16 protein-coding genes are annotated in these 16,165 nt (G+C 61.4%); 9 read left to right on the top strand and 7 right to left on the bottom strand.

Features of this window, described 5'->3' with window-relative positions; all coding sequences use genetic code 11:
* Positions 1–99: 99 nt before the first annotated feature.
* Both ACIQUH_RS24755 and ACIQUH_RS24750 read right to left on the bottom strand, forming a co-directional pair.
* A complete protein-coding gene (locus ACIQUH_RS24755; protein WP_400820124.1) occupies positions 100–336 on the bottom strand; it encodes a type II toxin-antitoxin system ParD family antitoxin in 237 nt (78 codons plus the stop codon).
* A gap of 244 nt (positions 337–580) precedes the next feature.
* A complete protein-coding gene (locus ACIQUH_RS24750) occupies positions 581–1,129 on the bottom strand; it encodes an HdeD family acid-resistance protein (protein ID WP_400820122.1) in 549 nt (182 codons plus the stop codon).
* 220 nt (positions 1,130–1,349) lie between these two features.
* Here ACIQUH_RS24750 and betI point away from each other — a divergent pair, with 220 nt between their 5' ends.
* The 3 genes from betI to betA all read left to right on the top strand — a co-directional run bounded on the left by betI (position 1,350) and on the right by betA (position 5,335).
* Complete coding sequence (gene betI, locus ACIQUH_RS24745; protein WP_020812509.1) at positions 1,350–1,970, top strand: transcriptional regulator BetI; 621 nt, start codon at positions 1,350–1,352, stop codon at positions 1,968–1,970.
* Between the two features lie 12 nt (positions 1,971–1,982).
* Complete coding sequence (betB, locus tag ACIQUH_RS24740; RefSeq protein ID WP_400820119.1) at positions 1,983–3,455, top strand: betaine-aldehyde dehydrogenase; 1,473 nt, start codon at positions 1,983–1,985, stop codon at positions 3,453–3,455.
* A gap of 230 nt (positions 3,456–3,685) precedes the next feature.
* The gene (gene betA / locus ACIQUH_RS24735; protein ID WP_400820117.1) at positions 3,686–5,335 is read left to right on the top strand and encodes a choline dehydrogenase; all 1,650 of its coding nucleotides are present in this window, start codon (positions 3,686–3,688) and stop codon (positions 5,333–5,335) included.
* A 3-nt stretch (positions 5,336–5,338) separates the two neighbouring features.
* Here betA and ACIQUH_RS24730 read toward each other — a convergent pair whose 3' ends face one another.
* Positions 5,339–5,638 (bottom strand): type II toxin-antitoxin system RelE/ParE family toxin, encoded by a 300-nt coding sequence (locus ACIQUH_RS24730; RefSeq protein ID WP_400820115.1) that lies wholly within the window; start codon positions 5,636–5,638, stop codon positions 5,339–5,341.
* On the bottom strand, positions 5,635–5,907 hold the full coding sequence (locus tag ACIQUH_RS24725; protein WP_400820209.1) for a YlcI/YnfO family protein: 273 nt from the start codon (positions 5,905–5,907) through the stop codon (positions 5,635–5,637). Before ACIQUH_RS24725 ends, ACIQUH_RS24730 begins: the two co-directional genes overlap by 4 nt.
* 145 nt (positions 5,908–6,052) lie before the next feature.
* On the opposite strand from ACIQUH_RS24725, the gene ACIQUH_RS24720 reads away from it, so the two are divergent.
* Positions 6,053–7,396 (top strand): chloride channel protein, encoded by a 1,344-nt coding sequence (locus tag ACIQUH_RS24720; RefSeq protein WP_400820112.1) that lies wholly within the window; start codon positions 6,053–6,055, stop codon positions 7,394–7,396.
* Between the two features lie 4 nt (positions 7,397–7,400).
* Here ACIQUH_RS24720 and ACIQUH_RS24715 read toward each other — a convergent pair whose 3' ends face one another.
* On the bottom strand, positions 7,401–8,153 hold the full coding sequence (locus ACIQUH_RS24715) for a DUF3750 domain-containing protein (RefSeq protein WP_400820109.1): 753 nt from the start codon (positions 8,151–8,153) through the stop codon (positions 7,401–7,403).
* Positions 8,154–8,226: 73 nt separating this feature from the next.
* On the opposite strand from ACIQUH_RS24715, the gene ACIQUH_RS24710 reads away from it, so the two are divergent.
* Both ACIQUH_RS24710 and ACIQUH_RS24705 read left to right on the top strand, forming a co-directional pair.
* Positions 8,227–9,225, top strand: a complete 999-nt coding sequence (locus ACIQUH_RS24710) for an asparaginase (RefSeq protein WP_400820106.1) — start codon at positions 8,227–8,229, stop codon at positions 9,223–9,225.
* A gap of 148 nt (positions 9,226–9,373) precedes the next feature.
* On the top strand, positions 9,374–9,994 hold the full coding sequence (locus ACIQUH_RS24705; RefSeq protein WP_400820104.1) for a glutathione S-transferase family protein: 621 nt from the start codon (positions 9,374–9,376) through the stop codon (positions 9,992–9,994).
* A gap of 197 nt (positions 9,995–10,191) precedes the next feature.
* On the opposite strand, the gene ACIQUH_RS24700 is transcribed toward ACIQUH_RS24705, so the two are convergent.
* Positions 10,192–10,851, bottom strand: a complete 660-nt coding sequence (locus tag ACIQUH_RS24700) for a glutathione S-transferase family protein (RefSeq protein ID WP_400820102.1) — start codon at positions 10,849–10,851, stop codon at positions 10,192–10,194.
* 82 nt (positions 10,852–10,933) lie between these two features.
* The gene (locus ACIQUH_RS24695) at positions 10,934–11,449 is read right to left on the bottom strand and encodes a MarR family winged helix-turn-helix transcriptional regulator (RefSeq protein WP_003522221.1); all 516 of its coding nucleotides are present in this window, start codon (positions 11,447–11,449) and stop codon (positions 10,934–10,936) included.
* Between the two features lie 140 nt (positions 11,450–11,589).
* On the opposite strand from ACIQUH_RS24695, the gene ACIQUH_RS24690 reads away from it, so the two are divergent.
* The 3 genes from ACIQUH_RS24690 to ACIQUH_RS24680 all read left to right on the top strand — a co-directional run bounded on the left by ACIQUH_RS24690 (position 11,590) and on the right by ACIQUH_RS24680 (position 16,052).
* Complete coding sequence (locus ACIQUH_RS24690) at positions 11,590–13,119, top strand: MDR family MFS transporter (RefSeq protein WP_400820098.1); 1,530 nt, start codon at positions 11,590–11,592, stop codon at positions 13,117–13,119.
* A 295-nt stretch (positions 13,120–13,414) separates the two neighbouring features.
* Entirely contained in the window at positions 13,415–14,425 is a 1,011-nt protein-coding gene (locus ACIQUH_RS24685) for a ligase-associated DNA damage response exonuclease (RefSeq protein WP_400820206.1), read from the top strand.
* 1 nt (position 14,426) lies between these two features.
* On the top strand, positions 14,427–16,052 hold the full coding sequence (locus tag ACIQUH_RS24680) for a cisplatin damage response ATP-dependent DNA ligase (RefSeq protein ID WP_400820096.1): 1,626 nt from the start codon (positions 14,427–14,429) through the stop codon (positions 16,050–16,052).
* Positions 16,053–16,165 lie beyond the last annotated feature (113 nt).

Here is a 16,165-nt window from a genome sequence, read left to right as displayed (position 1 = left end):
ATCGCAGATGACAGGTCAACAAAAGCTTTCACGACTGTGAAGCTTTGATGAACGTTTTGTTACAACCCTATCAGCATGCAGGGTTGTTTGCGCCGGGCCTTATGCCCGGCGGATATGCCCGGTATGTGCGGCATAAAGTTCCGCAACGTTCATGCGTTCCCGGTCCGCTTCGACAGGCTCCGTGGACTTCGCGCCCACGCCATGTTCGGCAGAGGCCGCCCATAGTCTCAGCGCTGCCCTGACGACCTCGCTGCCGGATGCGTAAGCGCCGCAATTCACGGCTTCGCGCATTCTTGCTGCCTGCTCCGGGGAAATCGATACTGTCACCATTGGCATGATATCACTCCCTTCTTTCCATGGCCGCCACGCGAACCCGATGAATGCCCGTTTCACGGACGGGGCGGGGGCGGTCTTTTATGGGCGGTCGTTTTTAAGAGCTTTCGTCTGGGCGCCGCACCCAGCGAAATTGGTATCATTGCTTATCTTACCACGAAACGCGTTCCATACCCAATTTGCAGTATATAGGGGTTTAGTTTTTCCCCGATCGGCATGGATCCGATACGGGGGCCGCACACTCCCCCTATCCACGCATGGCCATGGCCAGAGCGATCGTTGCAAAACCCTGCATGATAAGGTCTATCGCCAGAAACAGGCCCAGCACCCAGAGGCTGTTGACCGGCCAGCCGGCGGCAATCACCAGACCCGCCAGCGCCGTCACCGCACCCGCCACGGCAACCCAGCCCCAGCCCGTCGCCGGTTTCAGCCGGAAGCCGACGACGAGGCGGAAAATGCCGGCGACAATGAGCGAAATTGCCATCAGCAAGGTCAGCACGGCCGCCGTCAGATCGGGGTTCTGGAAAGCGATGACGCCGGCAATGGCGTAAAGCAGGCCGCTCAGTGTCCAGAACAGCGCGCTTTCCCAGCCCTTCACCTGAAAGGCATGAAAAAGCTGCAGCACCCCGCCCATCAACATCATGACGCCGACATAAAAGACCGAGGCGACGGTGGCGACCAGAATATTGCCGAGCGCGATGATGCCAAAGGCCAGGAGAACGAGGCCAAGGGCGAGCAGCCAGCCCCACTTTGCTTTCAGCGGTGAAAATCCAGATGCATTGAGACTCTGCGTCATGTCGCTGTCTCCCTGAATGGTCGGGGTAACGCTATCACGATTGCACCGTAGCGCAATGCGCCTGTCGAAGATTTGATCCAGATCATGAGCCGGAAGACGGGAAAACCGCTTCAGTTTTCTCCCCTGCCGCGAAGAGGCCGATCCGCGACATAAAATGGCGCGTTTTTTATTGATTGATCAATCAATCAAGAATATTTTGCCCGGCATCAAGGAGACCCCTATGCCCAAAATCGGAATGGAGCCGTTGCGCCGCAAGGCGCTGGTGGATGCGGCGCTACGCACCATAGGTCACCATGGTTCGCTGAATGTGACAATGTCCGATATCGCCCGGGAAGCGGGTGTGTCGGCGGCCCTCGCGCATCATTATTTCGGCAGCAAGCAGCAGCTTCTGCTGGAAACCATCCGCAGCCTGCTGCGCGATCTCAGGCGCGATGCGGTGGCGGCTTTGACCCGCGCTTCCGGCCCGCGCGAAAGGCTGAGCGCCATCGTGCATGTCTCCTTCCAGAGCGACCAGTTCACGCCCGAAACGGTGGCGGCATGGCTTGCCTTTTATGTCGAGGCGCAGCGCTCGGAAGAAACCCGGCGTCTGCTCGTACTTTATTCCCGCCGCCTCAGATCCAACCTCATGGCGAGCCTCAACCGGCTTTGCCCGCCCGATGATGCCGCACGCATCGCGGAAGGGGCCGCGGCCCTGATCGACGGGCTTTATATCAGGCACAGCCTGCGCTCGGCGCCGCTCGGCCTTGCCTCCGCACCGGCGCTTGTCGAGGATTATTTCGACATGCAGCTCAAATCTTTTCCCGATGGACAGCGCCAAAAGCCGTCCATCCGCGTTCTTTAAGGAGACTTCGACATGACCACGCTCAAGGCGCAGCCGAAAGCCTCGCATTTCATCGACGGGGTGTATGTCGAAGACACCGCCGGCACGCCGTTCGAAAGCATTTTCCCGGCCACCGGCGAGGTGATCGCAAGGCTGCACGCGGCAACGCCCGCCATCGTCGAGCGCGCCATCGCCTCGGCCAGGCGTGCCCAGAAGGAATGGGCGGCGATGAGCCCCATGGCGCGCGGGCGCATCCTCAAACGCGCCGCCGATATCATGCGCGAGCGCAACGATGCGCTTTCGACGCTGGAAACGCTGGACACCGGCAAGCCCATTCAGGAAACCATCGTCGCCGACCCGACATCAGGCGCGGATGCCTTCGAATTTTTCGGCGGCATCGCGCCTTCGGCTTTGAACGGCGATTACATCCCGCTTGGCGGCGATTTCGCCTATACCAAGCGCGTGCCGCTCGGTGTCTGCGTCGGCATCGGCGCGTGGAACTATCCGCAGCAGATCGCCTGCTGGAAGGCGGCACCCGCGCTGGTCGCCGGCAATGCCATGGTGTTCAAGCCCTCGGAAAACACCCCGCTCGGCGCCTTGAAGATCGCCGAAATCCTCATCCAGGCCGGCCTGCCGAAGGGCCTGTTCAACGTCATTCAGGGTGATCGCGATACCGGGCCGCTGCTCGTCAATCACCCGGATGTGGCGAAGGTCTCGCTTACCGGCTCAGTCCCGACCGGCCGCAAGGTGGCCGCTGCCGCTGCCGGGCATCTGAAGCATGTGACGATGGAACTCGGCGGCAAGTCGCCGCTGATCGTCTTCGACGATGCGGATATCGAAAGCGCTGTCGGCGGGGCCATGCTCGGCAACTTCTATTCCTCCGGTCAGGTCTGCTCCAACGGCACCCGGGTTTTCGTGCAGAAAAAGGCCAAGGACCGTTTCCTCGAAAACCTGAAGCGCCGCACCGAGGCGATGATCCTTGGCGATCCGCTCGACTACGCCACCCATCTCGGCCCGCTGGTCTCCAAGGCCCAGCAGGAGAAGGTTCTTGCCTATATCGAAAAGGGCAAGGCGGAGGGTGCGACGCTGGTGACCGGCGGCGGTATTCCCAACAATGTTTCGGGTGAGGGCGCCTATGTGCAGCCGACCGTTTTTGCGGATGTAACGGACGGGATGACCATCGCCCGTGAGGAAATCTTCGGGCCGGTCATGTGCGTGCTGGATTTCGAGGATGAGGACGAGGTTCTCGCCCGCGCCAACGCCACCGAATTCGGGCTGGCCGGCGGCGTCTTCACCGCCGATCTCGCCCGCGCCCATCGCGTGGTCGATCAGTTGGAGGCGGGCACGTTGTGGATCAACACCTATAATCTCTGCCCGGTGGAAATCCCCTTCGGCGGCTCCAAGCAGTCCGGCTTCGGGCGGGAGAATTCGGCGGCGGCGCTGGAGCATTATAGCGAGTTGAAGACGGTTTATGTGAGCACGGGGAAGGTGGACGCGCCTTATTGACGGGTGGTGCGTGGGGCGCACCCCCCTCTGCCCTGCCGGGCATCTCCCCCACAAGGGGGGAGATCGATCTGCGGCGAGGTCGCGCCCATCTCAATGTCAGCGAATGAAGCGGTGGTAGTGCCGCTTGATGATCTCCCCCCTTGAGGGGGAGATGCCCGGCAGGGCAGAGGGGGGTAAGCCCCACCCGCCAGCAATCAATCGGAACCAACGCTCATCGGAGAGAGCAGATCATGCAAGCAGATTACGTCATCGTCGGTTCGGGTTCCGCAGGTTCCGCCATTGCCTACCGCCTGTCGGAAGACGGTCGTTATTCTGTCATCGTCATCGAGGCCGGCGGTTCGGATTTCGGCCCCTTCATCCAGATGCCGGCCGCACTCGCATGGCCGATGAGCATGAAGCGCTATAATTGGGGTTATCTCTCCGAGCCCGAGCCGAACCTCGACAACCGCAGGATTACGGCGCCGCGCGGAAAAGTCATCGGCGGTTCGTCCTCCATCAACGGCCTTGTTTACGTCCGCGGCCATGCCGAGGATTTCAACCGCTGGGAAGAGCTTGGGGCGCATGGCTGGGCCTATGCGGATGTGCTGCCCTACTTCAAGCGCATGGAACACAGCCATGGCGGCGAGGAGGGCTGGCGCGGCACGGATGGGCCGCTGCATGTGCAGCGCGGCCCGGTCAACAATCCGCTGTTCCACGCCTTCATTCAGGCGGGCGCTGAGGCCGGCTTCGAGCTGACGGATGATTATAACGGCTCCAAGCAGGAGGGTTTCGGCCTGATGGAGCAGACCATCCACAATGGCCGCCGCTGGTCCGCCGCCAATGCCTATCTGAAACCGGCGCTGAAGCGCGGCAATGTCACGCTGGTCAACGGTTTCGCCCGCAAGGTCGTCATCGAGAACGGCCGCGCGGTTGGCGTCGAGATCGAGCGCAAGGGCGTGGTGGAAACGATCGCGGCCAATCGCGAGGTCATCGTCTCGGCATCCTCCTTCAATTCGCCGAAGCTGCTGATGTTGTCGGGCATCGGGCCTGCCGCCCATCTGCAAAAAATGGGCATCGAGGTGAAGGCGGATCGCCCGGGTGTGGGTGAGAACCTTCAGGACCATATGGAGTTTTATTTCCAGCAGGTCTCCACCAAGCCGGTGTCGCTTTATTCCTGGTTGCCGTGGTTCTGGCAGGGGGTAGCGGGTGCGCAATGGCTGCTGTCGAAAGGCGGGCTCGGTGCCTCCAACCAGTTCGAGGCCTGCGCTTTCCTGCGCTCCGCGCCCGGTCTGAAGCAGCCTGATATCCAGTATCATTTCCTGCCGGTCGCCATTTCCTATGACGGCAAGGCGGCGGCGAAAAGCCATGGTTTTCAGGTGCATGTCGGTTACAACCTGTCGAAATCGCGCGGCAACGTCACGCTCCGCTCGGCCGATCCGAAGGACGACCCCGTCATCCGCTTCAACTATATGAGCCACCCGGAAGACTGGGAAAAATTCCGCCATTGCGTGCGCCTGACGCGTGACATCTTCAGCCAGAAAGCCTTTGACGATTTTCGCGGGCCGGAAATCCAGCCGGGTGAAAAAGTGGCGAGCGACGATGAGATCGACGCCTTTTTGCGGGAACATCTGGAAAGCGCCTATCACCCCTGCGGCACCTGCCGGATGGGCGACAGGGACGACCCGATGGCCGTCGTCGATCCCGAATGCCGGGTGATCGGGGTAGAGGGTTTGCGGGTCGCCGACAGCTCGATCTTCCCGCATGTGACCTATGGCAACCTCAACGGCCCATCGATCATGACCGGCGAAAAGGCGGCCGATCATATTCTCGGCAAAACCCCGCTGCCGCGTTCCAATCAGGAACCGTGGGTGAACCCACGCGCGGCCGTCAGCGACCGGTGAGGATCAATGGTAATCGTCCTCGCGCTGGTGGCGGATTGCGAGGATGGAGACCGTTTCAGCATCTTCGATTTGAATGAGGACGATGTAACCCGAGGATCCGAACGGAATGAGCAGTTCCCGTAGGAGCGCGTTCTCACCAGGTGCCTTGCGTGAGGCGAAGGGAAACTCACTCAGTCCTTCAACGGTGGCAATAATCCGATCGACAGCTTTCTCCGCCGTCGAAAAATCCTTCTCCAGTAGAAAATTATATAGTCTTGTTATGTCTGCTCTGGCTGCAATCGTGTACCTGAGCTTGAATGTCATCCGTTGCGCTCTGCTTTTTTGGCCGCCAGCATAGCGCGCAATTCCGCATGCACTTCCTCAGCCGAGTAAAAAATCCCCGTGCGTTTGGATTCCTCAAGTGACGCCAGCCCACGCGCAATGAACTCCGCCTGCGATTTACGGATTTCAACTTCCCGCCTTACAGAGTTTTCAACGAAGGACGACAGCGTTTCACCATCCTTCAGCACACTTTCTGCAGCTTCACGAAAATCGGCGGTAACACGCAGTGAAGGCAATGTTGCGGTTTTCATCTCGTCTCTCCATGCGTCGCATTTGCGATGCGAATCTTCTCCCACCTCTTGAAAAGAGTCAAATGCAAAACTTGCAAAGGTGGGTGGGCTGGCAGATAAAAGGCCGTCCGACCCGCCTCCACCGAAATCACCGATCTGGACCGCCATGCCCGTCGACTACAAAAAGCTGAAGATGCTCCGCCGTTCCCGCGTCGTGTGGGGTTCGTGGCGGGTGTGGAGGCCGAGGGCGGTTTTCTGGATCGGCGCGATTGCCGTCGGCCTTATCAGCGTCGGTTTCGCCTGGGCGGCCGATCGCGCCCAGTACCTTTTCTTTTCGGCAACCTCGTCGGGTGAATGGGCCTTTCTGCTGCCGCTCATCATCACGCCGCTCGGCTTCACGCTCTGTGCCTGGCTCGCGATCACGGTTTTCCCCAATGCTGGCGGCAGCGGCATTCCGCAGGCGATCGCCGCGCGGCACCTGCGCGATGATGCGGACCGTTCGCGGCTTCTGTCGCTGAAACTCGCTTTCGGCAAGGTGGTGCTGACGGTGGCCGGGCTTTTGTCCGGAGCTTCCATTGGCCGTGAAGGCCCGACCGTTCAGGTTGGCGCCTCGATCATGCTGCAGGCCGCCCGCTGGGGCGGCATGGCGCAGGCGAAGGGTCTCATTCTCGCTGGCTCGGCGGCAGGCATCGCAGCGGCTTTCAATACGCCGCTGGCGGGCATCGTCTTCGCCATCGAGGAAATGAGCAAGACCTATGAATCCCGTGCCAATGGCCTCGTTCTCACCGCCGTCATCCTGTCCGGCCTCGCCTCGCTGGCGATGGTCGGCAGCTATACCTATTTCGGCACCAGTTCGGTGATGGCGAAAACGACGATGGACTGGCTGCTGGTTCTGGTCTGCGGCATCGGCGGCGGCGCGTTTGGCGCGCTGTTCAGCGCCGGGGCTTTGCGACTGTCTGCCCGCATCCGGCGCTTCGCGCAGACCATGCCGCTGAAGCGGATGCTGGCGGTCGCCGCCGCCTGCGGCCTTGCTTCCGCCGTCCTCGGCATCGCAACGGGTGGCGCGACCTTCGGAACCGGTTACGAACAGGCGCGCGCGGCAATCGAGGGCGAGGCCGCACCGGCATTCTTCTTCATCGAAAAACTGGCGGCGACGTTCCTTGCCATGATGTCGGGCATTCCCGGCGGCATCTTCGCGCCGTCGCTGTCGGTGGGTGCGGGTTTCGGCAGCACCATGGCAAGCCTGCTCGGCACCAGCATCGGCCTTGGCGCAATCGTCGGCATGGCGGGTTATTTTGCCGGCGTGGTGCAGGCGCCTATGACGGCCTTCGTCATCATCCTCGAAATGACCGGCAATCATGAAGGCGTCATGCCCATCATGGCCGCATCGATGCTGGGATATCTGACCTCGCGGCTTTTCTCCCGCGAGCCGCTTTATCACGGCCTGTCCAGGGTCTTCATCGCCCAGAGCATCCGCGCCCGGCGCGCCGCTCAGGCCAGCGAAACGTAACCGTTTAAGCTCGGATATCCGCCACCCCGAAGTAACCCAGCCCCGGTATCTTCACGCCGGGCCGGCCGAAATCGATGCCGGCGACGAGGCCGAGAAAATTGATCTCGAAACCGCTGCGCGCACCCGCCGAAACGCCGAACAGGCCGCCGAGCGAAAGGCTCGCATCCTTCCAGTCATCGGCGATGTGGTAAAATGCGCCGTCCGGCAGATAATCGCGACCGACCGCATCCGGCGGCAGCACGACGCCGAGTTCCGGCACGCTGCGCAGCACATGGGCGACGAAGGTGTTGGAGTTGGGGCCGGGATAGATGCGGTAGCCACCGGGCCGGCCATAGGGGTAATCGGCAATCGCCTTTTCGATCTTCGGGATCAGTTTTTCCGCTTCCGCGCCGTGAATGGCCACAACCTGGCGCGGCATGTTGGAATACCAGTAGGCATCCGCCGCATAACCATTGTGGCGGATCGGCGTGCCCCAGCCCACCTTGTCATAACGGTCATAGCTCGCGGCACCGGGCTTTTTCAGCACCACCCAGGCATGGCTGGCGACCGAGCCCTTGAAACCGCCTGTCATGGCGGAAAAGACATAGATGGCGGCTTCGCCGTTGCTGGACGCGGCCGGCAGCATGCCGGATGACGACCATCTTGCGGCGTTCCAGCCGCGCGGATGGTCCTTCATGGCCCACAGCCCGGCAGATGCCAGCGCGGGTAGCAGGTAGATAACGGTTATCGCCAGCAGCAGACGTTTTGCAAATTTCACCGATAGCCCCGTGCATCGAAAAATCAATTGCGGTATCAACCACATGAAATCAGAATTTTTTGAGGCTGCGAAAATGAACAATTCCGTTACCGTCGAAATCACCCGCGGCAACCTCGTGGAAAGTCGCCATCATGGCCTTGCCGTGGTGGTGGACGGCGATGGCGGCGTGCTGTTTTCGGCCGGTGATATCGAGCGCGGCATCTTCCCGCGTTCCGCCTGCAAGGCCATGCAGGCGCTGCCGCTGGTGGAAAGCGGTGCTGCGGATGCCTATCAATTCGGCAACCGCGAACTCGCACTCGCCTGCTCTTCGCATTCCGGTGAGGACGCGCATGTGGAGCTTGCTGCTTCAATGCTTGCGAAGGCGGGCAGGGATGTGGATACGCTGGAATGCGGCGCGCATTGGTCTTCCGATCAGAAAACCATCATCCATCAGGCCCGCACGCTGGAAAAGCCGACGGCGCTTCACAATAATTGCTCCGGCAAACATTCCGGCTTCATCTGCGCCTGCTGCCATACCGGCACGGAACCGAAGGGTTATGTCGGTTACGATCATCCGCTGCAGCGGGAAATCCGCGCGACGATGGCAAGTCTGACGGGGGCTGCTCTTGGTCAGGACAATTGCGGCGTGGATGGCTGCTCCATCCCCACCTATGCCATACCGCTCAAAGGGCTGGCGCATGGTTTCGCGAAGATGGCGACGGGCAGGGGGCTGGAAGCGGGCCGTGCGAAAGCTTCGCGCCGTCTCGTCGAGGCCTGCATGGCGGAGCCCTTTTACGTGGCGGGCACCGGCCGCGCCTGCACGAAACTGATGCATATCGCGCCGGGAAAAATCTTCGCAAAGACCGGCGCGGAGGGCGTTTTTGTCGCCGCCCTGCCGGAAAAGGGCATTGCCATGGCGGTGAAATGCGAAGACGGCACGACGCGTGCGGCGGAAGCCATGGTCGCGGCATTGCTCGCCCGCTATTTCGATGAAGGCAGCGCCGAGCAGCAGGCGCTGAGCGGCATGGCGAACCGGCAGATGCGCAACTGGAACGGCATTCACGTCGGCGATGTCAGAGTCGTCGGTCTGTAAATCACTATAAAACCTTTGACGCGGCCGAAGGCGGGCGTGATGATGGCGTGCCACTTGCGCGTCATGGCCATTTCACGGCCGCCAGCCAAGGGCCGGCGTCCGCATGAGGAACAGGCGGGCGCTTCATTGCTTTGGAGGTCGCATATCCATGTTCACACTGTTCTTCTCCCCCGGTTCCTGCTCCCGCGCCAGCCATATCGTGCTTGAGGAATCCGGCCTGCCTTACAAGGCCCACCGCGTCAATTTCGCGGAGGGTGAGCAACGCTCCGAGGCATTTTTAAAGATCAATCCCAAGGGCCGCGTGCCGGCACTCGCCACCGCAAGCGGCGTGCTGACGGAGACGCCCGCCATCCTCGCCTTCATCGCCCAGATGGCGCCTGAGAAAAAACTCGCGCCGCTCGACGATCCCTTCGAATTTGCGCTGATGCAGTCCTTCAATGCCTTCATTTCCTCCACCGTTCATGTCGCCCACGCGCATGGCCGGCGCGGCAGCCGCTGGGCGAATGAGGATAGCTCGTTTGCGGATATGAAAGCCAAGGTGCCGCAGACCATGGGCGAGTGCTTCGAGCTGATCGAACACGGCATGCTGCACGGCCCATGGGTTCTGGGCACGGCCTATTCGGTTGCCGATCCCTATCTTTTCGTCATGTCCGGCTGGCTGGAAAGCGATGGTGTGGATATTGCCCGCTTCCCTAGGGTACACGACCACTTCCGCCGCATGAACGACCGGCCGGCGGTGCAGCGGGCGCTCGCGGGCGAGAGGGGCTGAGTGGCTCCAACTCGGTTTTGTGGCGCTCCCTCATCCCTGTGCTTGTCACAGGGATCCAGCCAGCCCAAGTCCTTGGGCTGAAAGGAGTCTTTCCGCCGCGCAGACGCGCGTCGGCTGGATTCCTGTGACATCCTCGGGCTTGTTCCGGGGAACAGGAATGAGGGTGGAGAAAGCAAGATCGCGGAGTGCTCTCCCGCTCAGGCCGCCTCGGCCGCGCGCGTATCCCACATCGTCTTGAACGCCGTGCGGGCCTGGCAGCGATCCAGCCAGGATTTCAGCGCCGGATGGGCATCGAACAGCGGCTTGTGGCCCTGTGCGTAACGAACGATTTCCGCCGCGTTGAGATCGGCCACGGTGAAACGGTCGCCGACAAGATAGTCATGGCTGGAAAGATGCTGCTCCAGCACCCGGAAGGGGCGCTTCAGCAGGCGGGCGGCGACATCGATCACGGCCTTGCCGCTATCGCTTTCCGACAGGCCTTCGGCGATGGCGGAGGAAATCTTCAGCGAATTGGTCTCGATTTCGGTGGCGGCGAAGAAGGACCATTGCAGCATCGCCGCATCTTCCTTCAGATCGACGGGCGCGAGTGGTCCGCCATATTTGCGGGCAAGGTAAAGATTGATGGCCATGGATTCGTAAAGCACCATGCCGTCATCCTCGATGCAGGGAATGGTGCCCATCGGGTTGACGGCGAGAAAGGCGGGCGACAGCGTGTTGAGCGGCGCATCCGCTGCCAGCGGATCGGCAAGGCGGCGGGCCTGTATCACAGGTACGTGCCTGAATTCTATGCCCAGTTCACCCGCAAGCCACAGCGTGCGCGTGGCACGGGAACGGTAGACACCGTAGATCGTCAACATCGAAGTTACCCCTTGACCAGTTCGATGCGCCGCACGTTACGGTTTCGTCGCTTTAAAGTGAAGTTGCAGACCCCCGGGCCAATTATGATTTTTTCTGATCCGTGAAGAAGTCCGTATCCGGCGACAGCCGATATTCGAACCGGTCGATGAAGCGTTCGAACAGGCGGGCGAATGTCTCCACATCTTCCGCCGGCCATCCATCCATCACATCCTCGATGACGCTCATCTTGGTCCGGCGCATTTCCTGCAAAAGGCTGGTGCCGAGCGGCGTGATCTCGACGATGCTGCGGCGGCCGTCTTCCTGGGAAACACCGCGTTTCAGCAGGCCGCGCCCCACCATGTCGGCCACAACCCGGCTGCCACGGGAAGGATCGATGCGCATGCCCTCGGCAATCGCCCCCACGGTAACATCGCCTTCCGCCCGGCGCAGAATATCGAGAACGTCGATATGCGAGAGTTCAAGACCTGGAGCGAGCTTGGCAAGCGCCATGCGGCCGATGATGCGGCGGCCAATCATGATGCGCATGCGCGTCATCGTATTGCCGATCCGCTTGATGTCCTCGGGCAAATCCTCGTTCCAGTTTTCCTCAGTCGCCACGCTTTGCCGTTCCTTCCTTGCCGGTTTGCGATCACATCTAGCGCGAATAGCAGAGATGTCAAAAACTTGCCATTGACATATATGTGCTGATAGCACACAAATTGTCGCAGCAAACGTGCCGGAACTCAACGAGATTTTTCATGAATATGTCCGCAGCCCCCGTGGCGCCGCTTGTGTCGGATCACCGGCGCAGGCTCATCGTCTTTCTGTTTCTGATGCTGGCCATGTTCATGGCGACCCTCGATAACCAGATCGTGTCGACAGCACTTCCCACCATCGTCGGCGAGTTCGGCGCGCTGGAGCGTTTCGGCTGGATCGGCTCGGCCTATCTGCTGGCGACCAGCGCGGTCATGCCCGTTTATGGCAAGCTCGGCGATCTCTTCGGGCGCAAATATGTGATGATCGCGGCGGTCGTCATCTTCACGCTCGGCTCGCTCGCCTGCGGCCTGGCATGGTCGATGGACTCGCTGATTGCGGCCCGCGTTCTGCAGGGGCTTGGCGGCGGCGGCATCATGGTATCGATCTTCTCCGTCAATGCGGATTTGTTCGAACCGCGCGAACGCGCCCGCTACCAGAGCTATTCCAGCCTCACCATCATGGCGTCGGGCAGCGTCGGCCCGATCCTTGGCGGCACCATGAGCGATCTCTTCGGCTGGCGGTCGATCTTCCTCATCAATCTGCCGCTCGGCATTATCGTCATTGCAGGCCTGGCACTGATGCTGCCCTATCGCCGTCCTGCACGCCAGCCGAAGATCGATTATCTCGGTGCGGTGCTGCTTGCGGCCACCATTGCGAGCGTGGTCTTCTGGGCCGATAGCAGCGAATTGTTCGGTTCGCTGATCGCGGCCCCAAGCCTCGGTATCATCGCCTTCGCCGTCATTGCCGCTTTCCTCTGGGTGCAGGTGGAGCGCCGGGCGCCGGAACCCGTCGTGCCGTTGCGTCTCTTCAAGGACAGTACCTTTCCGCTGTTGATGATCGTTTCGCTGACCAGCGGCGGCATCGGCATCGGCATGGTCAATTATTATGCCCTGTTCCTGCAAACCACGACCGGGCTTTCGCCCTCCCATGCCGGCCTGTTCTTCATCGCCGTCACCGGCGGCATCGTCATGGGCTCGCTTTCGGCGGGACGGTTGATTTCGATCACCGGCGTCTACAAGCCCTTCTCGGTGGCGGGTCTCTCCATCAACCTCATCGCCATGCTGCTCTTCACGCAGATGCATGCCGGAACGCCGCTTCCCCTGATCGCCTTGCTGATGCTGGCGCAGGGTTTCGCCGTTGGTCTCGGCCAGCAGGCGCCGATCATCGGTGTGCAGAATTCCGCTCCCAAGGCGGATATCGGTGCTGCCAGCGGCGCGGTGACGCTGACCCGCATGGGTGGTGCTGCCATTGCCATTTCGGTCTATGGCGCCATCGTGTCATCGAGTCTGAAAGGTGTCGCAGTCGATATTCCCGGCGTCGGCAAGATCGAGGAGCTGACGCCGAAAATGCTCTCGGAACTCCCCGCCACCTCCCAGGCCGCCGTCGCCTCGCTCTATTCGGATGCGTTTACGCCGCTCTTCTTTGCGGCTGCCGCAACCGCAGCCATCGGCCTTGCCGCGGCGCTGATGCTGAAGCCGGTGCGCCTGCCGGCGGCGGTTGAAGCGAAGCCGGCGGAAGCGGCGGGGGAATAAGTTGCAACGAAGGTCGCCGCCGGATCGCGTATTCAAACCCCGCCTCTGGCCTCTTCTCCGTCATCCTCGGGCTTGACCCGAGGATCCACCAGCGGCGTCACCATGGATCCTCGGGTCAAGCCCGAGGATGACGTCGAGTTTGTTGGATAATTCTGTCATACGCCTCCGGCGTATGGGCCATGACGACATCTCAAGCGACGGCAAAACAAAAATGCCCTCACTGGAAATTTAACGCCCGTTCCGCGTTATGCTCGCAGCACTTTACATTCGCGCGGGTGGCCCTATCTCAATGAATATGAAGCCGGAACAGCTCCTGAATTCCACGCCCAAGGGCCTTTATTGTCCGGCGGGCGATTTTTATATCGATCCCGTGCGCCCGGTGGCGCGGGCGCTCATCACCCATGGCCATTCCGATCACGCCCGTGCCGGCCATGGCGCGGTGCTGGCCACGCGCCAGACGCTCGATATCATGCGCATCCGTTATGGCGAGGATTTCTGCGGCAGCGAGCAGGCGGTCGCATTCGGTGAGACGGTGGAGGTGAACGGCGTCACCGTCGGTTTCCATCCCGCCGGCCATGTGCTGGGTTCGGCGCAAATCTCGGTGGAAATGAACGGCATGCGCATCGTCGCATCTGGCGATTACAAGCGCGGCGTCGACCCCACCTGCGCGCCTTTCGAGACCGTTCCCTGCGATGTCTTCATCACCGAGGCCACGTTTGGATTGCCGGTATTTCACCATCCGCTGCCGCGTGTTGAAATCGGCAAGCTGCTGACCTCCATCCGGCAGTTTTCGGAACGCACGCATCTCGTCGGGGCCTATTCGCTCGGCAAGGCGCAACGCGTTATCCGGCTATTGCGCGACAATGGTTATGCCGATCCCATCTATATTCACGGTGCGCTTGCGCGGCTTTGCGATTATTATGTCTCGCAGGGCATCGATCTCGGCGATCTGCGCCCCGCGACGCTGGAAAAAAGCGATCCTTCCGCCTTCAAGGGCGCGATCGTCGTCGGCCCGCCCTCGGCCTTTCAGGAACGCTGGGCGCGGCGCTTCAACGAACCGCTCATCGCCTTCGCCTCCGGCTGGATGATGGTGCGGCAGCGGGCGAAGCAGGGCGGCGTGGAACTGCCGCTGGTGATATCAGATCATTGCGACTGGCCGGAACTTCTCGAGACGATCAAGGAAATCGGCCCGCAGGCCGTCTGGGTCACCCATGGCCGTGAGGAGGCGCTGGTGCGCTGGTGCGAATTGCAGGGCATTGCCGCAAAGCCGCTGCATCTTGTCGGTTACGAGGATGAGGGGGATTGAAATGAAAGCCTTCGCCACGCTCCTCGACCGTCTCGTTCTCACCCCCTCGCGCAACGGCAAGCTGAAGCTGCTGACCGATTATTTTCGCGATACGCCCGATCCTGACCGGGGTTACGGACTGGCGGCGATTGCCGGCACGCTGGACCTCAAAAGCGTCAAACCCGCCATGCTGCGCGAACTGGTGCTGGAGCGCATGGATGAGGTGCTGTTCCGTTATTCCTATGATTATGTCGGCGATCTCGCCGAAACCATTTCGCTGGTCTGGGGCAATATCGGTGGTGCTGACGATTCCGAGGCGCAGGACCCGCGCCTCGGCGACGTCGTCACATTGATGAATTCGCTGGGGCGCACCGAGGTGCGCGGCGCGGTGCGCGATCTGCTCGACCGGCTGGATACATCCTCGCGTTTCGCTTTCCTCAAACTCGCCACCGGCAGCCTGCGCATCGGCGTTTCGGCGCGGTTGGCACGGCAGGCGCTGGCGGATTTTGCGGGGAAGGACATCACCGAAATCGAAACCCTCTGGCACGGGCTGACACCGCCTTATACGTCGCTTTTCGCATGGCTTGAGGGGAGGTCCGAGCGGCCGGTACTGGCCACGCCCGCCATCTTCCATTCGGTCATGCTGGCGACGCCGGTGGCCGACGGCGATCTCGATGGGCTGGACCCGGCCGATTACGCCGCCGAATGGAAATGGGACGGTATTCGCGTGCAATTGTCCCGCGCCGGCGGGACGCGAAAACTCTATTCCCGCTCCGGCGACGATATTTCCGGCGCCTTTCCCGATGTTCTGGAGGCGATCGATTTCGAAGGCGTGATGGATGGCGAATTGCTGATTGGCGGCACAGTGCGCTCCAACAATCTCACCCGCACCTTTTCCGACCTGCAGCAGCGGCTGAACCGCAAGACGGTGACAGCGAAGATGCTGGATGATTATCCCGCCTTCATTCGCGCCTATGACCTGCTGTTCGATGGCGAGAGCGATATTCGCGCGCAGACTTATCTGGAGCGCCGCGGCCGCCTTTCGGATATTATCGAGCACGCACCGCATGACCGTTTCGACCTCTCGCCGCTGATCGGCTTTTCCAGCTGGCAGGAACTCGACACGCTGCGTGCCGCCCCGCCCGATCCGGTGATCGAGGGGGTGATGATCAAGCGCCGCGACAGCGCCTATCAGGCCGGCCGCGCCAAGGGGCCGTGGTTCAAGTGGAAACGCGATCCTTACAATATCGACGCTGTCATGATGTATGCGCAGCGCGGCCACGGCAAAAGGTCGAGCTATTATTCCGATTTCACCTTCGGCGTCTGGGCGGAAGGCGAGGATGGCGAGCAGCTGGTGCCTGTCGGAAAGGCCTATTTCGGCTTCACCGATGCGGAGCTGGAGGTACTGGACAAGTTCGTGCGCGACAATACGGTCGAGCGTTTCGGCCCGGTGCGGGCGGTGCGCGCCACGCCGGATTTCGGTTTCGTGCTGGAGGTGGCCTTCGAGGGTATCAACCGTTCCACCCGCCACAAATCGGGCGTCGCCATGCGCTTCCCGCGTATTGCGCGACTTCGCGCCGACAAGCTGCCGGCGGAGGCCGACAGGCTCTCGACGCTGGTGGCCATGATCGACGGTGTGGAAGGGTAGAGCAACGGCGCCTTGGCCTGCGGCAGCCTCGGAATTTGCGCGCTTCCGTCATTCCGGCTTGAGGCCGGTATGACGGAGAAGGGGGACGGCGACGCAGGAAACATCGCCGCGTC

The organism is Agrobacterium sp. NPDC090283, from assembly GCF_044769685.1.
Classification (GTDB): domain Bacteria; phylum Pseudomonadota; class Alphaproteobacteria; order Rhizobiales; family Rhizobiaceae; genus Agrobacterium.
The sequence above is the reverse complement of the archived record's forward strand: the minus strand, read 5'-3'. Positions and strand labels throughout refer to the sequence as shown.